Annotated in this window: 19 protein-coding genes, 1 tRNA gene and 1 other annotated feature; of the genes, 8 read left to right on the top strand and 12 right to left on the bottom strand. The window is 46.5% G+C overall.

The window, feature by feature from the left end; genetic code table 11:
- Positions 1-61 precede the first annotated feature (61 nt).
- Positions 62-331, top strand: a binding site (T-box leader).
- Positions 332-381: 50 nt separating this feature from the next.
- Entirely contained in the window at positions 382-2,064 is a 1,683-nt protein-coding gene (metG, locus tag HQN87_RS00485) for a methionine--tRNA ligase (protein WP_173126107.1), read from the top strand.
- Positions 2,065-2,147: 83 nt separating this feature from the next.
- Here the strand turns inward: metG and HQN87_RS00480 are convergent, their stop codons facing one another.
- Positions 2,148-2,576, bottom strand: a complete 429-nt coding sequence (locus HQN87_RS00480; RefSeq protein ID WP_173126105.1) for an NUDIX hydrolase — start codon at positions 2,574-2,576, stop codon at positions 2,148-2,150.
- A gap of 176 nt (positions 2,577-2,752) precedes the next feature.
- On the opposite strand from HQN87_RS00480, the gene HQN87_RS00475 reads away from it, so the two are divergent.
- The 4 genes from HQN87_RS00475 (at position 2,753) to HQN87_RS32185 (ending at position 5,257) form a co-directional block, all read left to right on the top strand.
- The gene (locus HQN87_RS00475) at positions 2,753-3,718 is read left to right on the top strand and encodes a helix-turn-helix transcriptional regulator (RefSeq protein ID WP_173126103.1); all 966 of its coding nucleotides are present in this window, start codon (positions 2,753-2,755) and stop codon (positions 3,716-3,718) included.
- Between the two features lie 79 nt (positions 3,719-3,797).
- Positions 3,798-4,667 (top strand): Rpn family recombination-promoting nuclease/putative transposase, encoded by an 870-nt coding sequence (locus HQN87_RS00470; RefSeq protein WP_173126101.1) that lies wholly within the window; start codon positions 3,798-3,800, stop codon positions 4,665-4,667.
- A 117-nt stretch (positions 4,668-4,784) separates the two neighbouring features.
- Entirely contained in the window at positions 4,785-4,937 is a 153-nt protein-coding gene (locus tag HQN87_RS32190) for a PD-(D/E)XK nuclease family transposase (RefSeq protein WP_254075304.1), read from the top strand.
- Positions 4,938-4,984: 47 nt separating this feature from the next.
- Positions 4,985-5,257 carry an Rpn/YhgA-type helix-turn-helix domain-containing protein gene (locus tag HQN87_RS32185; protein ID WP_254075303.1) on the top strand — a complete coding sequence of 91 codons (273 nt, stop codon included), beginning with the start codon at positions 4,985-4,987 and terminating at the stop codon, positions 5,255-5,257.
- Between the two features lie 160 nt (positions 5,258-5,417).
- Here the strand turns inward: HQN87_RS32185 and HQN87_RS00460 are convergent.
- From HQN87_RS00460 to HQN87_RS00430, 7 genes are all read right to left on the bottom strand, one after another.
- Positions 5,418-5,489 (bottom strand) — tRNA-Val (locus tag HQN87_RS00460).
- 46 nt (positions 5,490-5,535) lie between these two features.
- Complete coding sequence (locus HQN87_RS00455; protein ID WP_173126099.1) at positions 5,536-6,078, bottom strand: hypothetical protein; 543 nt, start codon at positions 6,076-6,078, stop codon at positions 5,536-5,538.
- 222 nt (positions 6,079-6,300) lie between these two features.
- Positions 6,301-6,675, bottom strand: coding sequence for a LytTR family DNA-binding domain-containing protein (locus HQN87_RS00450; RefSeq protein WP_173126097.1), 375 nt, complete (start codon positions 6,673-6,675; stop codon positions 6,301-6,303).
- A 286-nt stretch (positions 6,676-6,961) separates the two neighbouring features.
- Positions 6,962-7,342: a LytTR family transcriptional regulator DNA-binding domain-containing protein gene (locus HQN87_RS00445; protein ID WP_173126095.1), complete on the bottom strand. Its 381-nt coding sequence runs from the start codon at positions 7,340-7,342 to the stop codon at positions 6,962-6,964.
- Between the two features lie 15 nt (positions 7,343-7,357).
- On the bottom strand, positions 7,358-7,480 hold the full coding sequence (locus HQN87_RS00440; RefSeq protein WP_173126092.1) for an AgrD family cyclic lactone autoinducer peptide: 123 nt from the start codon (positions 7,478-7,480) through the stop codon (positions 7,358-7,360).
- Positions 7,477-8,004 (bottom strand): accessory gene regulator ArgB-like protein, encoded by a 528-nt coding sequence (locus HQN87_RS00435; protein WP_173126089.1) that lies wholly within the window; start codon positions 8,002-8,004, stop codon positions 7,477-7,479. The genes HQN87_RS00440 and HQN87_RS00435 overlap by 4 nt, the downstream gene beginning before the upstream one ends.
- On the bottom strand, positions 8,001-8,492 hold the full coding sequence (locus HQN87_RS00430) for a hypothetical protein (protein ID WP_173126086.1): 492 nt from the start codon (positions 8,490-8,492) through the stop codon (positions 8,001-8,003). The genes HQN87_RS00435 and HQN87_RS00430 overlap by 4 nt, the downstream gene beginning before the upstream one ends.
- 352 nt (positions 8,493-8,844) lie before the next feature.
- Here HQN87_RS00430 and HQN87_RS00425 point away from each other — a divergent pair, with 352 nt between their 5' ends.
- Positions 8,845-9,093, top strand: a complete 249-nt coding sequence (locus HQN87_RS00425; RefSeq protein WP_173126083.1) for a hypothetical protein — start codon at positions 8,845-8,847, stop codon at positions 9,091-9,093.
- An 87-nt stretch (positions 9,094-9,180) separates the two neighbouring features.
- On the opposite strand, the gene HQN87_RS00420 is transcribed toward HQN87_RS00425, so the two are convergent.
- From HQN87_RS00420 to HQN87_RS00410, 3 genes are all read right to left on the bottom strand, one after another.
- Positions 9,181-9,705, bottom strand: a complete 525-nt coding sequence (locus HQN87_RS00420; RefSeq protein ID WP_173126080.1) for a hypothetical protein — start codon at positions 9,703-9,705, stop codon at positions 9,181-9,183.
- A gap of 191 nt (positions 9,706-9,896) precedes the next feature.
- Positions 9,897-10,568 carry a stalk domain-containing protein gene (locus tag HQN87_RS00415; RefSeq protein ID WP_173126077.1) on the bottom strand — a complete coding sequence of 224 codons (672 nt, stop codon included), beginning with the start codon at positions 10,566-10,568 and terminating at the stop codon, positions 9,897-9,899.
- 260 nt (positions 10,569-10,828) lie between these two features.
- Entirely contained in the window at positions 10,829-11,044 is a 216-nt protein-coding gene (locus HQN87_RS00410; RefSeq protein WP_173126074.1) for a hypothetical protein, read from the bottom strand.
- 162 nt (positions 11,045-11,206) lie between these two features.
- Between HQN87_RS00410 and HQN87_RS00405 the strand changes: the two genes are divergently transcribed.
- Entirely contained in the window at positions 11,207-12,469 is a 1,263-nt protein-coding gene (locus HQN87_RS00405; RefSeq protein ID WP_173126071.1) for a hypothetical protein, read from the top strand.
- A gap of 81 nt (positions 12,470-12,550) precedes the next feature.
- Here the strand turns inward: HQN87_RS00405 and HQN87_RS00400 are convergent, their stop codons facing one another.
- On the bottom strand, positions 12,551-12,958 hold the full coding sequence (locus HQN87_RS00400; RefSeq protein WP_173126068.1) for a hypothetical protein: 408 nt from the start codon (positions 12,956-12,958) through the stop codon (positions 12,551-12,553).
- A 363-nt stretch (positions 12,959-13,321) separates the two neighbouring features.
- Here HQN87_RS00400 and HQN87_RS00395 point away from each other — a divergent pair, with 363 nt between their 5' ends.
- Positions 13,322-14,377: a LacI family DNA-binding transcriptional regulator gene (locus HQN87_RS00395; RefSeq protein ID WP_173126065.1), complete on the top strand. Its 1,056-nt coding sequence runs from the start codon at positions 13,322-13,324 to the stop codon at positions 14,375-14,377.
- The last annotated feature ends 31 nt before the right edge of the window (positions 14,378-14,408 follow it).

Raw genomic sequence — 14,408 nt, 5'->3', positions numbered from 1 at the left:
TGTTTACGGTATTGACTTTGCCCTGCACCTGCATATATGATATCCAGTAATTAGGATAACCACAATAGCTATGAAGAGAAAGAGTACCTTGGCCATTCTTACACAGAGAGCTCCGGACGCTGAAAAGGAGCAAAGAAAACCCTCGGGAATATGGTCTCAGAGCTGCGCATCGAAGCCCGGATGAACGGGACGTAGGCTGCGCCGGAACCCGCATCCGTTACCATGCTAGGGTATACCCGCTGACTTCTGCGGACGTACCTGAAGAGGTGGATGCCGCAAGGCATTGATGAATTTGGGTGGTAACACGTGAGCACAGGCTCTCGTCCCTTTAGGGGATGAGTGCCTTTTTTGTGTCCAAAAAAACTTCAGGAGGACGACGACATGACAAATATTTTTATCGGAGGGGCTTGGCCGTATGCCAACGGCTCCCTGCATCTGGGCAGACTTGCCAGTATTCTCCCGGGAGATATTCTGGCCCGCTATCACCGCGCCAAAGGCGACACTGTGCTGTATGTATCGGGAAGCGACTGCCATGGCACTCCCGTTGCTGTGCAGGCGGCGCAGGAAGGCATATCACCTGGTGAATTCGCCAACCGGTATCATCAGGAGTTCGCAGAAAACTTCCGCACACTCGGCTTCACCTATGATTTGTACACCCGGACAGATCAGCCGCATCATCACCGCACAGTGCAGGAGCTGTTCCTTAAGCTGCTGGATAACGGATACCTGTACCAGAAATCCACACTCCAGTGCTATTGTGAGCACGACCGGCGTTACTTGCCGGACCGTTACGTGAAGGGAACCTGCCCGGTCTGCGGACAGCAGGCCCGGGGGGATCAGTGCGACTATTGCTCGACGATTCTCGACCCCGTTGATCTGCTGGAGCGCACTTGCGCCCTCTGCGGGTCCACGCCTGTGCTGCGTCCCACCCTGCATTACTATTTGTCTCTGTCCAGCTTCCAGAATGCACTCACAGAATACGCTGAATCAGCGCAGGGCTGGAGAGATAATGCTGTACGGCTAACCCGCAGATATCTGCAGGAAGGGCTGCAGGACCGTGCTGCCACACGTGACCTAGACTGGGGCGTGGATGTTCCGGCAGACGGCTTCACCGACAAGAAAATCTATGTATGGATCGAAGCAGTCAGCGGCTACCTGTCTGCCAGCAAGCAATGGGCGGCGGAGACCGGTAACCGCTGGGAAGATTTCTGGCTGGATTCATCCGGGCCAAATCACCAGGAACAACCGCCTATCACAGCTTACTATGTCCATGGGAAGGACAATATTCCTTTTCACAGCCTGATCTGGCCGGCGCTGCTGCTGGGCGCTGAGAATCTGCATCTGCCAGACCGACTCTTCTCTTCTGAATATCTGACCCTGGAAGGGCAGAAATTCTCCACCAGCCGCAACTGGGCAGTCTGGCTGCCGGATATTCTCAGCCGGTATGAGCCGGATTCGATCCGTTATTTCCTGATTGCGAACGGTCCTGAGAAGCGGGATGCCGACTTCTCCTGGAGAGAGTTCATCTACAGTCATAACAGTGAGCTGCTGGGCGCCTTCGGTAATTTCGTCAACCGCAGTCTGGCATTCATTAACAAGTCCTGGGACGGTGAGGTACCCTCAGGGACACTGGATGCGGCATGGGGTAACAGCATTAAGAACCTGTATAAGGAGGCCGGGACCGTGATTGAAGCCGGACGATTCAAGGAAGCGCTGGAATGTATCTTCACGCAGATTCGTCAGGCCAACAAATATTTCGATCAGCAGCAGCCGTGGCTGCAGATTAAGCATGACCCGGCGGCTGGCGGCAACACGCTGTATACCTGTGTGCAGATCATCGCCAATCTGTCTAACCTGCTGAACCCGTTCCTCCCCTTCTCCTGTGAGAAGATCAGAGGATTCCTGTCCTTGGAGCAACCGGCATGGCAGCCGGTATCCGTTGCCGCGCACCAGCCGGTGCAGGGACTTGTATTGTTATTTGAGCGGATTGATGTGCAGCGGATTGAGGAAGAGACGGCGCGGCTTAATCACTCGCATGGTGGCGGTGCTGGTGGTACGGGATAACAACGGAGAGATTATATTAGTTGCCATGACACGGATTACGTCCGGCCCCTATTATATAGAAGAAGTATCCGGCAGACCCGGGGTTACATTGACATTGATACAAGAGCTTCATTGACTTCAGCAAACAGTGTGGGGTAGATCCCCGGATACGTTACCGCCTCCGGCAGCTCTCTGAAGCTTCTTCGCTCCTCCATTTCATACTGGGGCAGGGGTCCAAACTTCTCTACCGCTGCAAAATACAACATCCCGAAGCTCTCGGGGGTTGCTTCACTGCTGACCGAATAGATGCACACAGGGTGCAGCCTGTATTCCTCCGCGCCCGTCTCTTCATACAGCTCCCTAACGGCAGCTTCACCCGGAGTCTCACCTGCTTCAATATGCCCGCCGGCAAATTCCCAGGTGGACCGCTCGCGGTGCCGCACCAGCACCCAGTCCTCCCCTTGTCTGATGACAATCACAACATACTTGAGGTTAATCTCCGGGCGCTTAGCTTCATGCAAAGTTACTATCATTTTAGCAAAACTCCTTCTTGTCATTATGTATAATGGACGGGGTGAGATTTTTTTCCAGAACACAGCTATTATGTATTATAAGATCGTTTCTGAAAGAACCGCAAGTGAAATCAAGCAGCAATAGCTCTATTTATTTATAGTACATATAGAGTGATTGAAACGGGGTGAACTGACGAATGTACGAGTGGCCGAAACAAATTCAAATCATCGTTGATGAAATTGACAGGTGTATTAAGAATTATAATGATGAAGCCCTGACACTGCGCTATCTTTCCCATACGCTGGGTTATTCCGAATTTTATACAACCAGGAAGTTCAAAGAAATCTCGGGTATGCCATTCAGGGATTATCTGCGGCACAGAAAATTAGCCTTTGCACTAAAAGAAGTCCGGGATAGTGAAAAAAGCCTTATAGATATCGCTTTTAATTACGGATTTTCCTCTCATGAAGCTTTTACCAGAGCCTTTAAGGGAACCTATGCAGTAACTCCAAGTGATTTCCGGAAAAATCCGAAGCCAGTCGTTCTTCGTACGAAATTAAACCCTTTCGACCGCTACTTTTTAGGATTGGGAGAGATTGGGATGATCAAATCTACAGAGGATGTAAAAATTTATTTTGTAACCATTCCCGCTCACAAATTTGTGCACATTAAAAACTATGAGAGTAACGGGTATTGGGACTTCTGGCAAAAGCAAAATCTCATTCCGGGACAGGACTACGAAACCATCTGCGGCTTACTCGATAGCATCAAGGGCAAACTAGATGACGATGGCGGAAGCGAACCTAACGGAGCAGGAGGCCAGGTTATGGCGTACATGAATGACCCGGACGGCAGACTCTGCGATTGGGGGATTCCGCGCACAGAGTGTTATGGGGTACGGTTACCTTTGGAATATGACGGCCAGCTCCCCCCGCAGATGCTTATGATTGATGTTCCCGAAGACGAATACATTGTATTTGAACATGGGCCCTTCGATTATGAGCAGGAGAACCGCAGCGTGGAGGACAAGATTGAACGGGTAATGGCAACCTTTGATTTTGCAGACACCGGTTACTGCTTCGATACTTCTCCCGGACGAATCATTTACTTCTATTTCAATCCGGAACGGCATTTCAAGTATATCAGACCTGTGCGGAAGTAGAAGCAGGTGCATCTGAGCAAACCGAGCAAGAGATGAGGCAATAATGGTATAATAAGACTGAAACGGAGGTTAGTACTCGATGGAATTGCTTGATCCTCGAAATGATTTCTTGTTTAAACGCATTTTTGGAAGCGAAGAGAACCGTGACGTACTGTTAGCCTTTCTAAATCGCACCTTTACCGAAGCGGGCAAACCCTCGCTAAGTGATATTATTCTTCTGAATCCCTACACCGACAAAGATTCGCCTCGCGATAAGCAGTCCATTCTGGACATTCGGGCCAAGACGACCGAGGGCGAAATCATTAATGTAGAGATGCAGCTATTCAACAAATACGATACAGAGAAGCGGACGCTCTACTACTGGAGCAAGCAGTACTCTGCTCAGTTGCAGGAGAGTCAGCCTTACAACCAGTTAAAACGTTGCGTAACGATCAATATTATAAACTTTGCTTTATTGCCGAATACTCTATATCATAATGTCTTTCACTTGCGGGAGGACCGTACGGGAATCCCCTTGCTTGACGACATTGAAATTCACTTTCTGGAGTTGCCTAAGCTGGATGAAGAGGCCGTTTCGCTGGAACAAGGCGGACTGGTAAATTGGTTGCTATTCCTCAAGGGGGCAGACCAATCCAAATGGGAGGTGCTGACGATGAACGAACCTGTGTTGAAGAAGGCCATGAATACGCTAGAGTTTCTGAGTCAGAATGATGAAGCCCGCAGGCAGTATGAGGCGCGTCAACGCTATCTGCATGATGAAGCCTCGATGTATGAAGCAGCTAAGGTGGCGGAAGCTAAAGGACGGACTGAGGGTGAGGCTCGGGGTGAGGCTACAGCGCGAAAAGAAATGGCTTATAAGTTACTTGCTCTAGGTATAGAGTCATCAGTTATTGCCGAGGCGTCAGGTTTGTCCTTAGAAGAGATTGAGAAGTTAAGATCATTACAGTAAAAACGAAGCCGGTCATTATGATCGGCTTCGTTTCATTATGATGATTTTCACACTTCAAAATCATCTAAAAACCTATTTTTTCAGGTGGAGAAGCGGATACTCTTTTACTAGAGCGAGATGTACTACCACCAGACACAAAAAGGTGACGATTACAGCCAATTGAAGAAATGGGTGACGATCAATATATTGAACTACTCCTGTCTGCCCAATGACCGCCATCATAATGTGTTTCGCCTTCGGGAAGATCACAGGAATTCCGTTGAACATTGATCTTGAGATTCATGTGATGGAATTAACCAAGCTGGGAGGTGTTGACCATGAATGAACCGATGTTGAAAAAGGCAATGGATACACTGGAATTTTTGAGTCAGGATGCCGCTACACGTATGGAATATGATGCCCGGATGAAGCATTTGCGGGATGAGGCTTCACGGATGAACGGAGCTAAGGCCGAAGGGATCACTGAGGGTGTATTTCGTGAAAAAAGAGAAACCGCTCGAAAACTCTTGGCATTGGGACACGATGTGGATTTTGTTGTTAAACTTACTGAGCTTTCTGAACAAGAAGTTCGTAACCTACAGAAGAATTAACAGACCATGAAGCTAATGCCAATCCATACGGGTTGGCTTATTTTGCGGGCAGATTTATACATTCGGGACCAATCCGTGACCACAGGGGGCCGGCCTGTTTGCATGTCTATTTTCTCTACATAAAAAGAAGAAAGCCTTGAATATCAAGGCTTTCTTCGTATAGGACGGATGGGGTTCGAACCCATGACCCCTACCCTGTCAAGATAGTGCTCTCCCGCTGAGCTACCGTCCTGCAACGAGATTTATAATAACACAGGAGGTCAGGGTATGGCAAGAGTTTATTTATACATGATCGCCATTTGCCTATCTGTTAATAGAATGGTTTGTGCAGTTCCGTCACTATCAAACATCATTGAAATCAAATAAATTTTTGTGCTGTCCTCAAAATTCTTTGCCCATTCCGCTTCTTTTACATACTGCTTGCTGTCTGTATCGTATGCATAATCCAGGTTTTTCTCCAGATCCGCCACATATTGATCTCCATATTTTTTCTTGAAATCATCTTTGGGCATACCTATTTTCATCCCTTGAGCCGTTTCATATACATCTTTCGATTCTTCGGTCAAATAAATCCCCGCCACTTTATCCTCCCGGTACATAATCTTGACTCCATCGCTATAAGTGAATGTATGGCCAATTTTCATATCTTCGCCTGTACCCAGCACCTTCTCCGCATCCGCACGACTCATTCCGTATTGAACCACCACTTTATCATCGTTTGACTTGTGTATAGCCAGATCCTTCACGGTGAGTCCATCTTCGGAAGATCCACAAGCAGTTAATACGAACAAAAACAACAAAACCAGTACCGTTTTTCTCATATTGTCCTCCCAGGTCTTTTATCTAAAGTTTACCTTGTAAGGAGCAATAAGAAACAGGCCGCTTCTCTGGACAGGGACAATATAGCTCTAAAAAATTAGAAAAGGCTGCGTGAGAACGATCTCACACAGCCTTTGTACAGTGAAGGTTATTCATCCAAACAAATCGAGTCCGTAAAAGCAGAAGTCGAGACAACCGGATAGTAAATCGTTATCTAATCGGTGTTATGTAATCGGTAGTGATTTCTGTGAAAACTCAAGAGACATTTTTTCCCGTATAAGCTTGTAACCAGAGGTGGACATTGTGCAACGCTTGGAATTAGTATGTGTTCCGAAATATGCTATTTTATAAGTAGGGTCTACCATTTGAACCTTATTGAGGTTTACGAGTACACCGCGGTCGAGACGCAAGAAATTCAAGCCCGCTTTCTCAAATGCTGCCTCCCAAAATCTTAAGTTGCCTACAGTAAAGTACTGCGCTGCTTCAGTTTGAACAGAAATCAACAGGCGATTATCAAATTGCATGTAAAGGATGTCTTCGACTGGTATTTGTTGTATTCCTGCCCCATGTTGGTCTTTAGTAACCGTTAAGTAAATCATAATGTCCCTCCATGTCTTTATCCCCCCTCATTAATAGAGCGTCAATTTTGATTACGAATAATTCTAGGATTATCAATTATTAGATATAATGACTGGGGTATTAAAGTTAATTTGTCAACAATTATTCAACGGTTGAGTTAATTCTATTTAATATCATATTACAACCCATGACAACATACTTTCGTCTAGACGAAAAGTTGAAATATTTCTTCTTTCATCCTGTTGTTTGTGTTATAATGCAATATTCTATAAAAAGAGAACCGCTGCATAGCGGTTCTCTTTTGTATTATACAGGAAGATGGGAAATATAATTCATTTGTATCATATCTGCTATCTGATCAAACTTGATATTTGTCATTGTACACCTCTTGGATGTTTTGGAAGGTGCAGACTCGAAATAAGCATTATGCTTGGTTTTATCTAAATATTTAATTCGATCTATATTCACAACGTTTGTCCGATCAACGGAAATGAATCTATAACCGTTTGCCACTAATGCATTTTGCCAGAATACTAGAGTGCCCATGAGAAAAAACTCATCATCCACTGTGTGAACTGTCACGCGATTAATTTTTTTAATGTAAGCCATGTATGCAATATTACTGATTGGCAGTTGGACCAGACCGGCAGTTCCATCAACATCCCGTGTTACTGATAGTACCTCCATTATCGTCATCTCCAGTTACTTCAATAATTCTTCAGGAGCTTCCGCGCCATATACAAAGAATACACTCGCAGGTGTAACCGTAATTACCGCTAAAAAAGCTAACGCTGATGAAAGCAGATTCCATTTGTTTTTTCTCATCTATTCCCCACCTCCTTCCAAGGAATTAAAAGCAGTGTTTGCACCAGAAAACTAGCAGCAACCACCGATGACCCCAGCAGAAAATTCATGGATATAAGGATAATAGAAAGAATCTTAAGTACTGGATAGTATTTCCGGGGAATTCGGGACTGCTTTTGTATATCCGTTGGTGCAAACCTAGCAGCTATTAAAAAACTAATTGCCGTCACTCCCCAAGTCCAATTCACTGTAATCTCAACATGCGAAACTATTAGTACCATAACAGTAGTAACAATTACGCAGAAAGTACCCGAACGAAGATGCATACCACCAGAAACCATCCGCAGTGCTGCAAAAGAAACCAATACTACGAAAGTTTCATGCAGGTGATCTGTTAAAATTCCAAGCACCATAGTCAGTGCCAATATTGAAAATGTATTAATCAGAATGGCAAGAGAATGTGTAAGGACAGCTACCGTTGCAGGATGTTCAGGCGATCTTTGTTTTATTCCCCGAGCCAGTTTGACAGCCATTTGCTCAATCATAGCTCCTTCTCCTTTGTAATTGCGTATTTCAGGAAAAAGAGCAGTGCGATTACAAGCACAATAATGACATTCAAAATTTGATTCAGATATAGCACTAACGCAACAGAAGTCATAAAAACAGAGATCGTCAGAATGATCATCATTCTTTCGTATTTCATACGAAACCGCTCGAAGTCATAAGAAAATCCGTAGCCGAAACGGTATAAAAACCAGGATAACAGCAGTCCAATTATAGCGGTGCTCATCTGCAAAGCATAACCATTGGCAAGAGACGCATCCACAGCATTGATGGAGCCAAAGAGCACGATTGCCAGCATGGTCTGTATAAATCCAAATACAACCAAGCCCGCACTCGCTATCGTTAACGAGCCTAACAACGAAACTCTGACGACTGTAGAAAACAGGAATGTAATAAACAAAACATTGATAAGCGGAACCAAATAAGAAAGTGATAATTCATTACGTAATATAAAGCTTTGTAAATTCATAAGAGTAACAACAACTAGGATTTGCAACGCATAATCTGATGTTTTAAACCTGAAGATTGACATACAGAGAGCACACCATGCGAACGCCTCCAAATTAGAGAACACCATAAACCCAATTGGTTCCCACGACAAAATACAACACCGCCCGACATTATTTTCATTTAACTGTTCAATTATATAACTGCTATAGATACTGAGTATACTACTTATTTTCGGAAAACCTCACAAAATACAGAGTGAAGATTGTAGGCAGAGTTGTTGGCACATCAACAGAATCCGCTTAAGTCTAAAGCATAACAAATCCCCCTTGCATTCTATATAGAGAGCCTTATATAGAAAGGGGTAGATTGGCATGGCTACTCGTCAGCCGGATCTGGTATTGATTAATTGGAGCCGCAACCCGCTGATTCCCGGATCAGCGCGCAGAATTACCGCCAGCCGGGTTATTGGAAATGCTGAGCCCTGTGTGCGCAGCTTGAGAACCAATGGATTGCTTAGTACAGCCTTGGCTTGTCTGCAAGATCACGACATCGGTTTCAAAATTGTGTACCGCAAAAAAACCTCAAGCATCAGCGGATATTTGTTACTCCAGCGGAATTAAGGGGGTAAATATCTAGAGGACATCCGTTGAGATCTGGATAGATCTTCAACGGATGTTCGTCATTATACGGGGATGGTGCTGTTCAATTTATAATTCCGACCAGCTTACAGTCAGTTCCACGACACCCTCCTGGGAGGCCAGCGGGCCACCAATAATCGACCAGCTCTGCTTGTTGTCCTTGGTCGTGCCCTGGATAATCAGATTCTTGGGATCAACCGTCTTCGCGGACTCACTCCCCAGCTTGGAGGCCAGGTAATCATCATAGAGCTTCGTTACCGACTCCATACTTTCGGTGGTTGTAAAAATCAGCATTGCTGTCTTCCGCCCCTCAGTCTCCTCCGAGTGGGACAGTCCGATCTTCACATCCTTCGGCATCGGGAAATCCTCCGGCAGATATTTCGGAAGCTCCGTGGAACCAGCGGCTGTGTCGTTACCTCCGGTTGACGGCTCAGGCGTCTGCTCCGGCTCTGCCGTTGGTGCAGGTGTCTGCTCTGGCTCCGCTGAAGGTGCTGGCGTCTGCACCGATTCGGCTGACGGCGCAACGGTCTGCATGGATTCGGTTGACGGTGTATCGGCTGCGTTACCGCAGGCACTCAGAGCCAACATGGACAAAATTAAGGACAATGTCATGATTATTTTTTTCGTATACATTTACTCACTCCTCTTAAGATCACTAAGCCCTTGGCTTACCCGATAATACCCCATATGCCATTCTTATAAACAGACGTCCCCATTGACAAAAAGCTACCCGGAAGGCTGGAGCTTTCCGGGTAGTTGGTAGGATTCCTTATAATTGCGTAGAATTATTTATAATAGGAAGTCGTAAGTGGAACAAAGACCGTTGTCCCGTCCTTCACATCCCCGTTTACATACAGCTTGCTGACTCCGGCAATGTCCACTTCTATAGTTGTGAGGCCACCAGCCGTGGTAACGGTTTGCTTCTTCAGTACGGTGTTGGTATCACTGTCCTGTACAGCGAAATCTTTAATATCTCCACCGATCGCTGCCACCTGGAGATAGAGCTTCTGGTATTTTTTATTCGGGTAGAGCATGAATGAAGTGCCGCGGTCACCGCTGGCGTTATCGAAGAAGACATCCTTGTAATCCTTGTCTTTGTAGACGGTTTTGCCAGGGTCCTTCGTGTGATACATGTCGTCGAAACCGGCAGCAATAGAGACACCCGCTGTCTGCTCTCCTAGACTAATAGTGTTGGAGGCGGCATCGAATTTGACGGTAACCCCGAGAAGATCGGACACGGAACGGACTGGCAGATAAGTTGTGTCCTTGTAGGAGATCGGAGCAATCACTGCACCGCTGCCGTTCTTGAGCTGCACAGGCTGGCCATCCACCTTGAATTTGATTCCCGGATTCAGATAAGCTTTGATCTCCTGCAGGTTAGCTCCGGCATACACCCCCGTGCCCATCCCTCCAAGTACGGCAAAAGCAGTCAGTGCAGCAGTCATCTTCTTTTTCATTCGATCAAACTCCTCTCCCGATATAACAAATTTTAATAATCCTTGTTGAGAGTATAAACAATCCTTCCATCAGTTGCAACATTGCCGCGGTAGTCCGCTACAAGTGGAAACGGCTTTGCCGTCCTTTTAAAGGACGGTACCGTTTCAGCGAGAAATAGAAGGATAAGTTATCGTGTGCAACCTATAAATTCTTATATTTTCACAAAAACCCCGCCATTCCGGCAGGGGATCTTAATACAACCTGGTGTATAACCGCGGGTTTAGAGTTCATCCCTCCGGTGATACGATTCATGACGTTCGCGGATCTCCAGATTCTTGGCATGATTGTACAGATCCAGAGCAATAATGCCCCTGCGTGCAAGCTTGACCACCAGAACAAATAAATAGATCCCAAGCCCCAGACAAGCCAGCCAGAGTACAAATGCAAATATGCTGAACCCTCCAGCAAGCAAGGACCCCAATCCTATTGTCGACATTTCTCAGCGCTCCTCTCACGATGTTACAGAATATAACCTGATCATAAAGGGTCTGGAACATTTTGTGTATATGTAATGGAATATTCTATTAAAATTCAACGTAAAATATTCCATTTTTGATATAATAGCCAGGTATGAATACGAAATTGGGGGAAATTACTGATGTACACAAAATTAACAACAATCACTTTGGCCCTTGCTCTCTTGACCTTACCGGTTGCATTAACCGGTTGCGGCGAGTCTGCCGAGGTTGCGCCAGAGGCAACTGCAACTCCTGCTGCGACTGCCACTCCTACTCCTGCGCCGCAGCTTGAGAATTTCTCTGTGAAGGATAAGACGCTGGAATATCTCACGAGCTTTGGCACTAATTCCTGGAATAACGAGAACTCCAAAGATATCGCTGAGAAAATACGCATGAAGGCCAGAGAAGATAAGGAGAATACATTTACTTATCTGGAGATTGCCGATTCTATCGAAAAAGGCGATGTCCAAAATGTTAAGAAGCTTTTCACAAAAATAGGAGGAGTTCTGCCTGCGTCAGTGGCCGGCCGCTATCCAGATCCCACACCTGAATCTGATCCGACAGAAACGCCGGAGATTACAACATTTGCCGATGCAGATCAGGAATTAGGAGCTAGAGCGCTTAATTTAGCCAGAAATTATCTGGAAAAAGACCTTTCCCAAGAAATTAGAGACGAAGCTTTAGCGGTTATTCTCAAAAGCCTGGAGTTTATAGTCAAGGAGAATCAAAGCAAATTCAAGGAAATGGCCATTGCGATACAAAAGGATGATGAGTCTACTGTTGAGAAGCTCTACGGTGAACTGTTGCCGTTATACCAAGGCAGATCTGATTCAGCTGCGGCAACGGCTGCGCCTGAGCCTGCGGCGGCCAAGGACGATATCCTTCATCTCAAAGGAAAAAGCGATCAGGCAACTGACTTCTTCAATCTAAAGAGCGGTATTGCCATTGTGGAAGCAACCGATGCCGGGGACTCGAATTTCGTTATTTACCTGTACAATGAAGCAGGAGATTCCAAGGAAATGCTGGTGAATGAAATTGGACCTTACAAGGGAAAATCCTTAGTGGTCATTCCGGAAGACGGGAAATACATGCTGAATGTAGAATCAGATGGCTCCTGGAAGGCTGATATCACTCAGACCATACCTGATAATATTAAGAGCGCTCCAGTCAAATTATCCGGCAAGGGTAACGATGTTGTCTTTGCGAAGCTGCAAAGCAAGCTGACCCGGTTCACATCCAAGCATGTGGGAAAATCCAATTTTGTTGTCAAAGTGAATGACAGCCTCCTGCTGGTCAACGAAGTGGGTAACTATTCCGGCTCAACGGCCGAAGCCATAGATTCAGAAGGTACCTATGTCTTTGCCGTTGAAGCAGACGGACAATGGAGCATTAACATTGAATAAGCTTCTATAACCATACAAAGATTGCTATTCCATCGCGGAATAGCAATCTTTTCTTTTGACGGCTTATCGCCTGTCCTTATATTAGTTGCTTAAATTATAAAAGGTCACTTTCACCTGAACAGGAGCCGTTGTATCCGTTGCATTCAGGTAGAGCAGCGCATTTCCGGCACTGCCGTCCCAATAGCTGAAATACAGATCCTGAACAGCACTGGCACCACTCATTGTGCCCATTTGGATCTGGCCGCGGTTGCTCATGTTGAAATAATAAGCTCCCGTCACTTTACCCGTACCCGATTGCTTCTCCACAACGGCTTTAATCGTTTTGGCGTAGGCTGTACAGAGCAAATATGTGGTTTGTCCCGGCTGCAGAGTCAGGGTTACTGGCGAATTAAACCCAGGGGCCAGAGAAAGGGCATGCGCAGAAGGAGCGGAGACCCATAAGAAACTTGCTGCGAAGAGAAACACGATCAACGTTTTTAATTGTCTCATGTATCAATATCCTCCTTAATTCTTGGGGAATAGGGGAATCGGTCTGAACGAAACGCACAGCACTCGCTTGGCGAAGTCCGGCTGAGCAGAGCAGCAGACTATTTGCACTTCACACTATCCGGCAGATTGGAGTCTATACGCAAGTCTCCTTCCCTCTCAAAATGGTTTTATGAGCATTTTTAATATATCAGGTATATTTTCCCTTGTAAATATTTAGAATATAACACTCCGATATCCAGCGCTTGTTCAGGCGACTCTTTCTTATCTTTCAAAGCAAGTTTCTTTGGACAGACGATTGATTTATGGAGCGGTTTATTTTACAATGAATCCATAAACGCGCGTTTACACTAGAGGGGGTACATCATGCGAAGCGAAGATATTGCCAAGCTAGCCGGGGTTTCGCGAAGCACCGTATCCCGTGTGATCAACAACTATTCCAATGTCCCTGAGGAGACCCGGGCCAAGGTGCTGAAGGTCATTGAGCAGCACCAGTACGAGCCGAACAGCTTCGCCCGGGCTCTGGCCGGCAAGAAGACCGATACGATCGGGCTGTTTGCCATCAGCATGAACGAGAAAGAGAATGCGACCCGGATCTATCAGAATAACTACTTCGCCCCGTTCGTCGATGCCGTTGTGGACACGGCGAACGCCCGTGGCTGTTATGTTCTGATCCATACCGTCTATTCTCCCGACGATTTCCTGAAGGTGAAGCAGGCTTTCCTGCAGAAACGGATTGACGGCGGCATTATCGTCGGCACGCAGAAGGATATCGGCATTGTCAGGGAGATGGTCGGTCTCGACTCGCCGCTTGTGCTGATTGATTATGACATTTCGGAGATTATGTCGGAGCATCTGGACCGCAATCATCTGGCTATTGTAAATTCCAAGGATTATGAAGGCACGGCTGAAGCGATTGAGTACCTGATTGGTCTCGGCCATCAGGAGATCGGCATTATCAGCGGACGGATGAACACCTACTCCGGCCGGGAACGCTACACGGCTTACGAGGATACGCTGAAGCGTCATGGACTTGCGCTGAATGAGGACTTCATCCTGCAAGGCGATTTCCTTAAGGAAACCGCCTATGAAGAGGTTAAGAAGCTGCTGAGCTCCGGCGGCCCGCTGCCAACAGCCTTCTTCTCCTCCAATGATGACATGGCTATTTCAGCCATGGAAGCGTTCGCCGAGCATGGCATTTCCGTGCCGGAGGATATATCCATTGCGGGGTTCGATGATGTGCAGCTTGCCGCGCGGATTCATCCCAAGCTGACCTCTGTCCGTCTGCCGATCTACGAGATGTCCAAGGCTGCTGTCGAGAAGGTCATTGAGCTGTGCGATTCGCAGCAGCCGACCTTCAGCACCATCAGTTTCCCGGCGCGTCTGGTCACAAGAGATTCGTGCCAGCCGCCGAAGAAGTAATATTTCAGGATACAGAAAACTCCCTTGCCCC

The sequence above is a fragment of the Paenibacillus tritici genome (assembly GCF_013204885.1).
GTDB lineage: Bacteria > Bacillota > Bacilli > Paenibacillales > Paenibacillaceae > Paenibacillus_AQ > Paenibacillus_AQ tritici.
The sequence above is the reverse complement of the archived record's forward strand: the minus strand, read 5'-3'. Positions and strand labels throughout refer to the sequence as shown.

Excerpts from the sequence above, each read along its gene's own strand:
- metG (WP_173126107.1), top strand. The coding sequence starts at position 382 with ATGACAAATATTTTTATCGGAGGGGCTTGGCCGTATGCCAACGGCTCC.
- HQN87_RS00480 (WP_173126105.1), bottom strand. The coding sequence starts at position 2,576 with ATGATAGTAACTTTGCATGAAGCTAAGCGCCCGGAGATTAACCTCAAG.
- HQN87_RS00475 (WP_173126103.1), top strand. The coding sequence starts at position 2,753 with ATGTACGAGTGGCCGAAACAAATTCAAATCATCGTTGATGAAATTGAC.
- HQN87_RS00470 (WP_173126101.1), top strand. The coding sequence starts at position 3,798 with ATGGAATTGCTTGATCCTCGAAATGATTTCTTGTTTAAACGCATTTTT.
- HQN87_RS32190 (WP_254075304.1), top strand. The coding sequence starts at position 4,785 with ATGTACTACCACCAGACACAAAAAGGTGACGATTACAGCCAATTGAAG.
- HQN87_RS32185 (WP_254075303.1), top strand. The coding sequence starts at position 4,985 with ATGAATGAACCGATGTTGAAAAAGGCAATGGATACACTGGAATTTTTG.
- HQN87_RS00455 (WP_173126099.1), bottom strand. The coding sequence starts at position 6,078 with ATGAGAAAAACGGTACTGGTTTTGTTGTTTTTGTTCGTATTAACTGCT.
- HQN87_RS00450 (WP_173126097.1), bottom strand. The coding sequence starts at position 6,675 with ATGATTTACTTAACGGTTACTAAAGACCAACATGGGGCAGGAATACAA.
- HQN87_RS00445 (WP_173126095.1), bottom strand. The coding sequence starts at position 7,342 with ATGGAGGTACTATCAGTAACACGGGATGTTGATGGAACTGCCGGTCTG.
- HQN87_RS00440 (WP_173126092.1), bottom strand. The coding sequence starts at position 7,480 with ATGAGAAAAAACAAATGGAATCTGCTTTCATCAGCGTTAGCTTTTTTA.
- HQN87_RS00435 (WP_173126089.1), bottom strand. The coding sequence starts at position 8,004 with ATGATTGAGCAAATGGCTGTCAAACTGGCTCGGGGAATAAAACAAAGA.
- HQN87_RS00430 (WP_173126086.1), bottom strand. The coding sequence starts at position 8,492 with ATGAATTTACAAAGCTTTATATTACGTAATGAATTATCACTTTCTTAT.
- HQN87_RS00425 (WP_173126083.1), top strand. The coding sequence starts at position 8,845 with ATGGCTACTCGTCAGCCGGATCTGGTATTGATTAATTGGAGCCGCAAC.
- HQN87_RS00415 (WP_173126077.1), bottom strand. The coding sequence starts at position 10,568 with ATGAAAAAGAAGATGACTGCTGCACTGACTGCTTTTGCCGTACTTGGA.
- HQN87_RS00410 (WP_173126074.1), bottom strand. The coding sequence starts at position 11,044 with ATGTCGACAATAGGATTGGGGTCCTTGCTTGCTGGAGGGTTCAGCATA.
- HQN87_RS00405 (WP_173126071.1), top strand. The coding sequence starts at position 11,207 with ATGTACACAAAATTAACAACAATCACTTTGGCCCTTGCTCTCTTGACC.
- HQN87_RS00400 (WP_173126068.1), bottom strand. The coding sequence starts at position 12,958 with ATGAGACAATTAAAAACGTTGATCGTGTTTCTCTTCGCAGCAAGTTTC.
- HQN87_RS00395 (WP_173126065.1), top strand. The coding sequence starts at position 13,322 with ATGCGAAGCGAAGATATTGCCAAGCTAGCCGGGGTTTCGCGAAGCACC.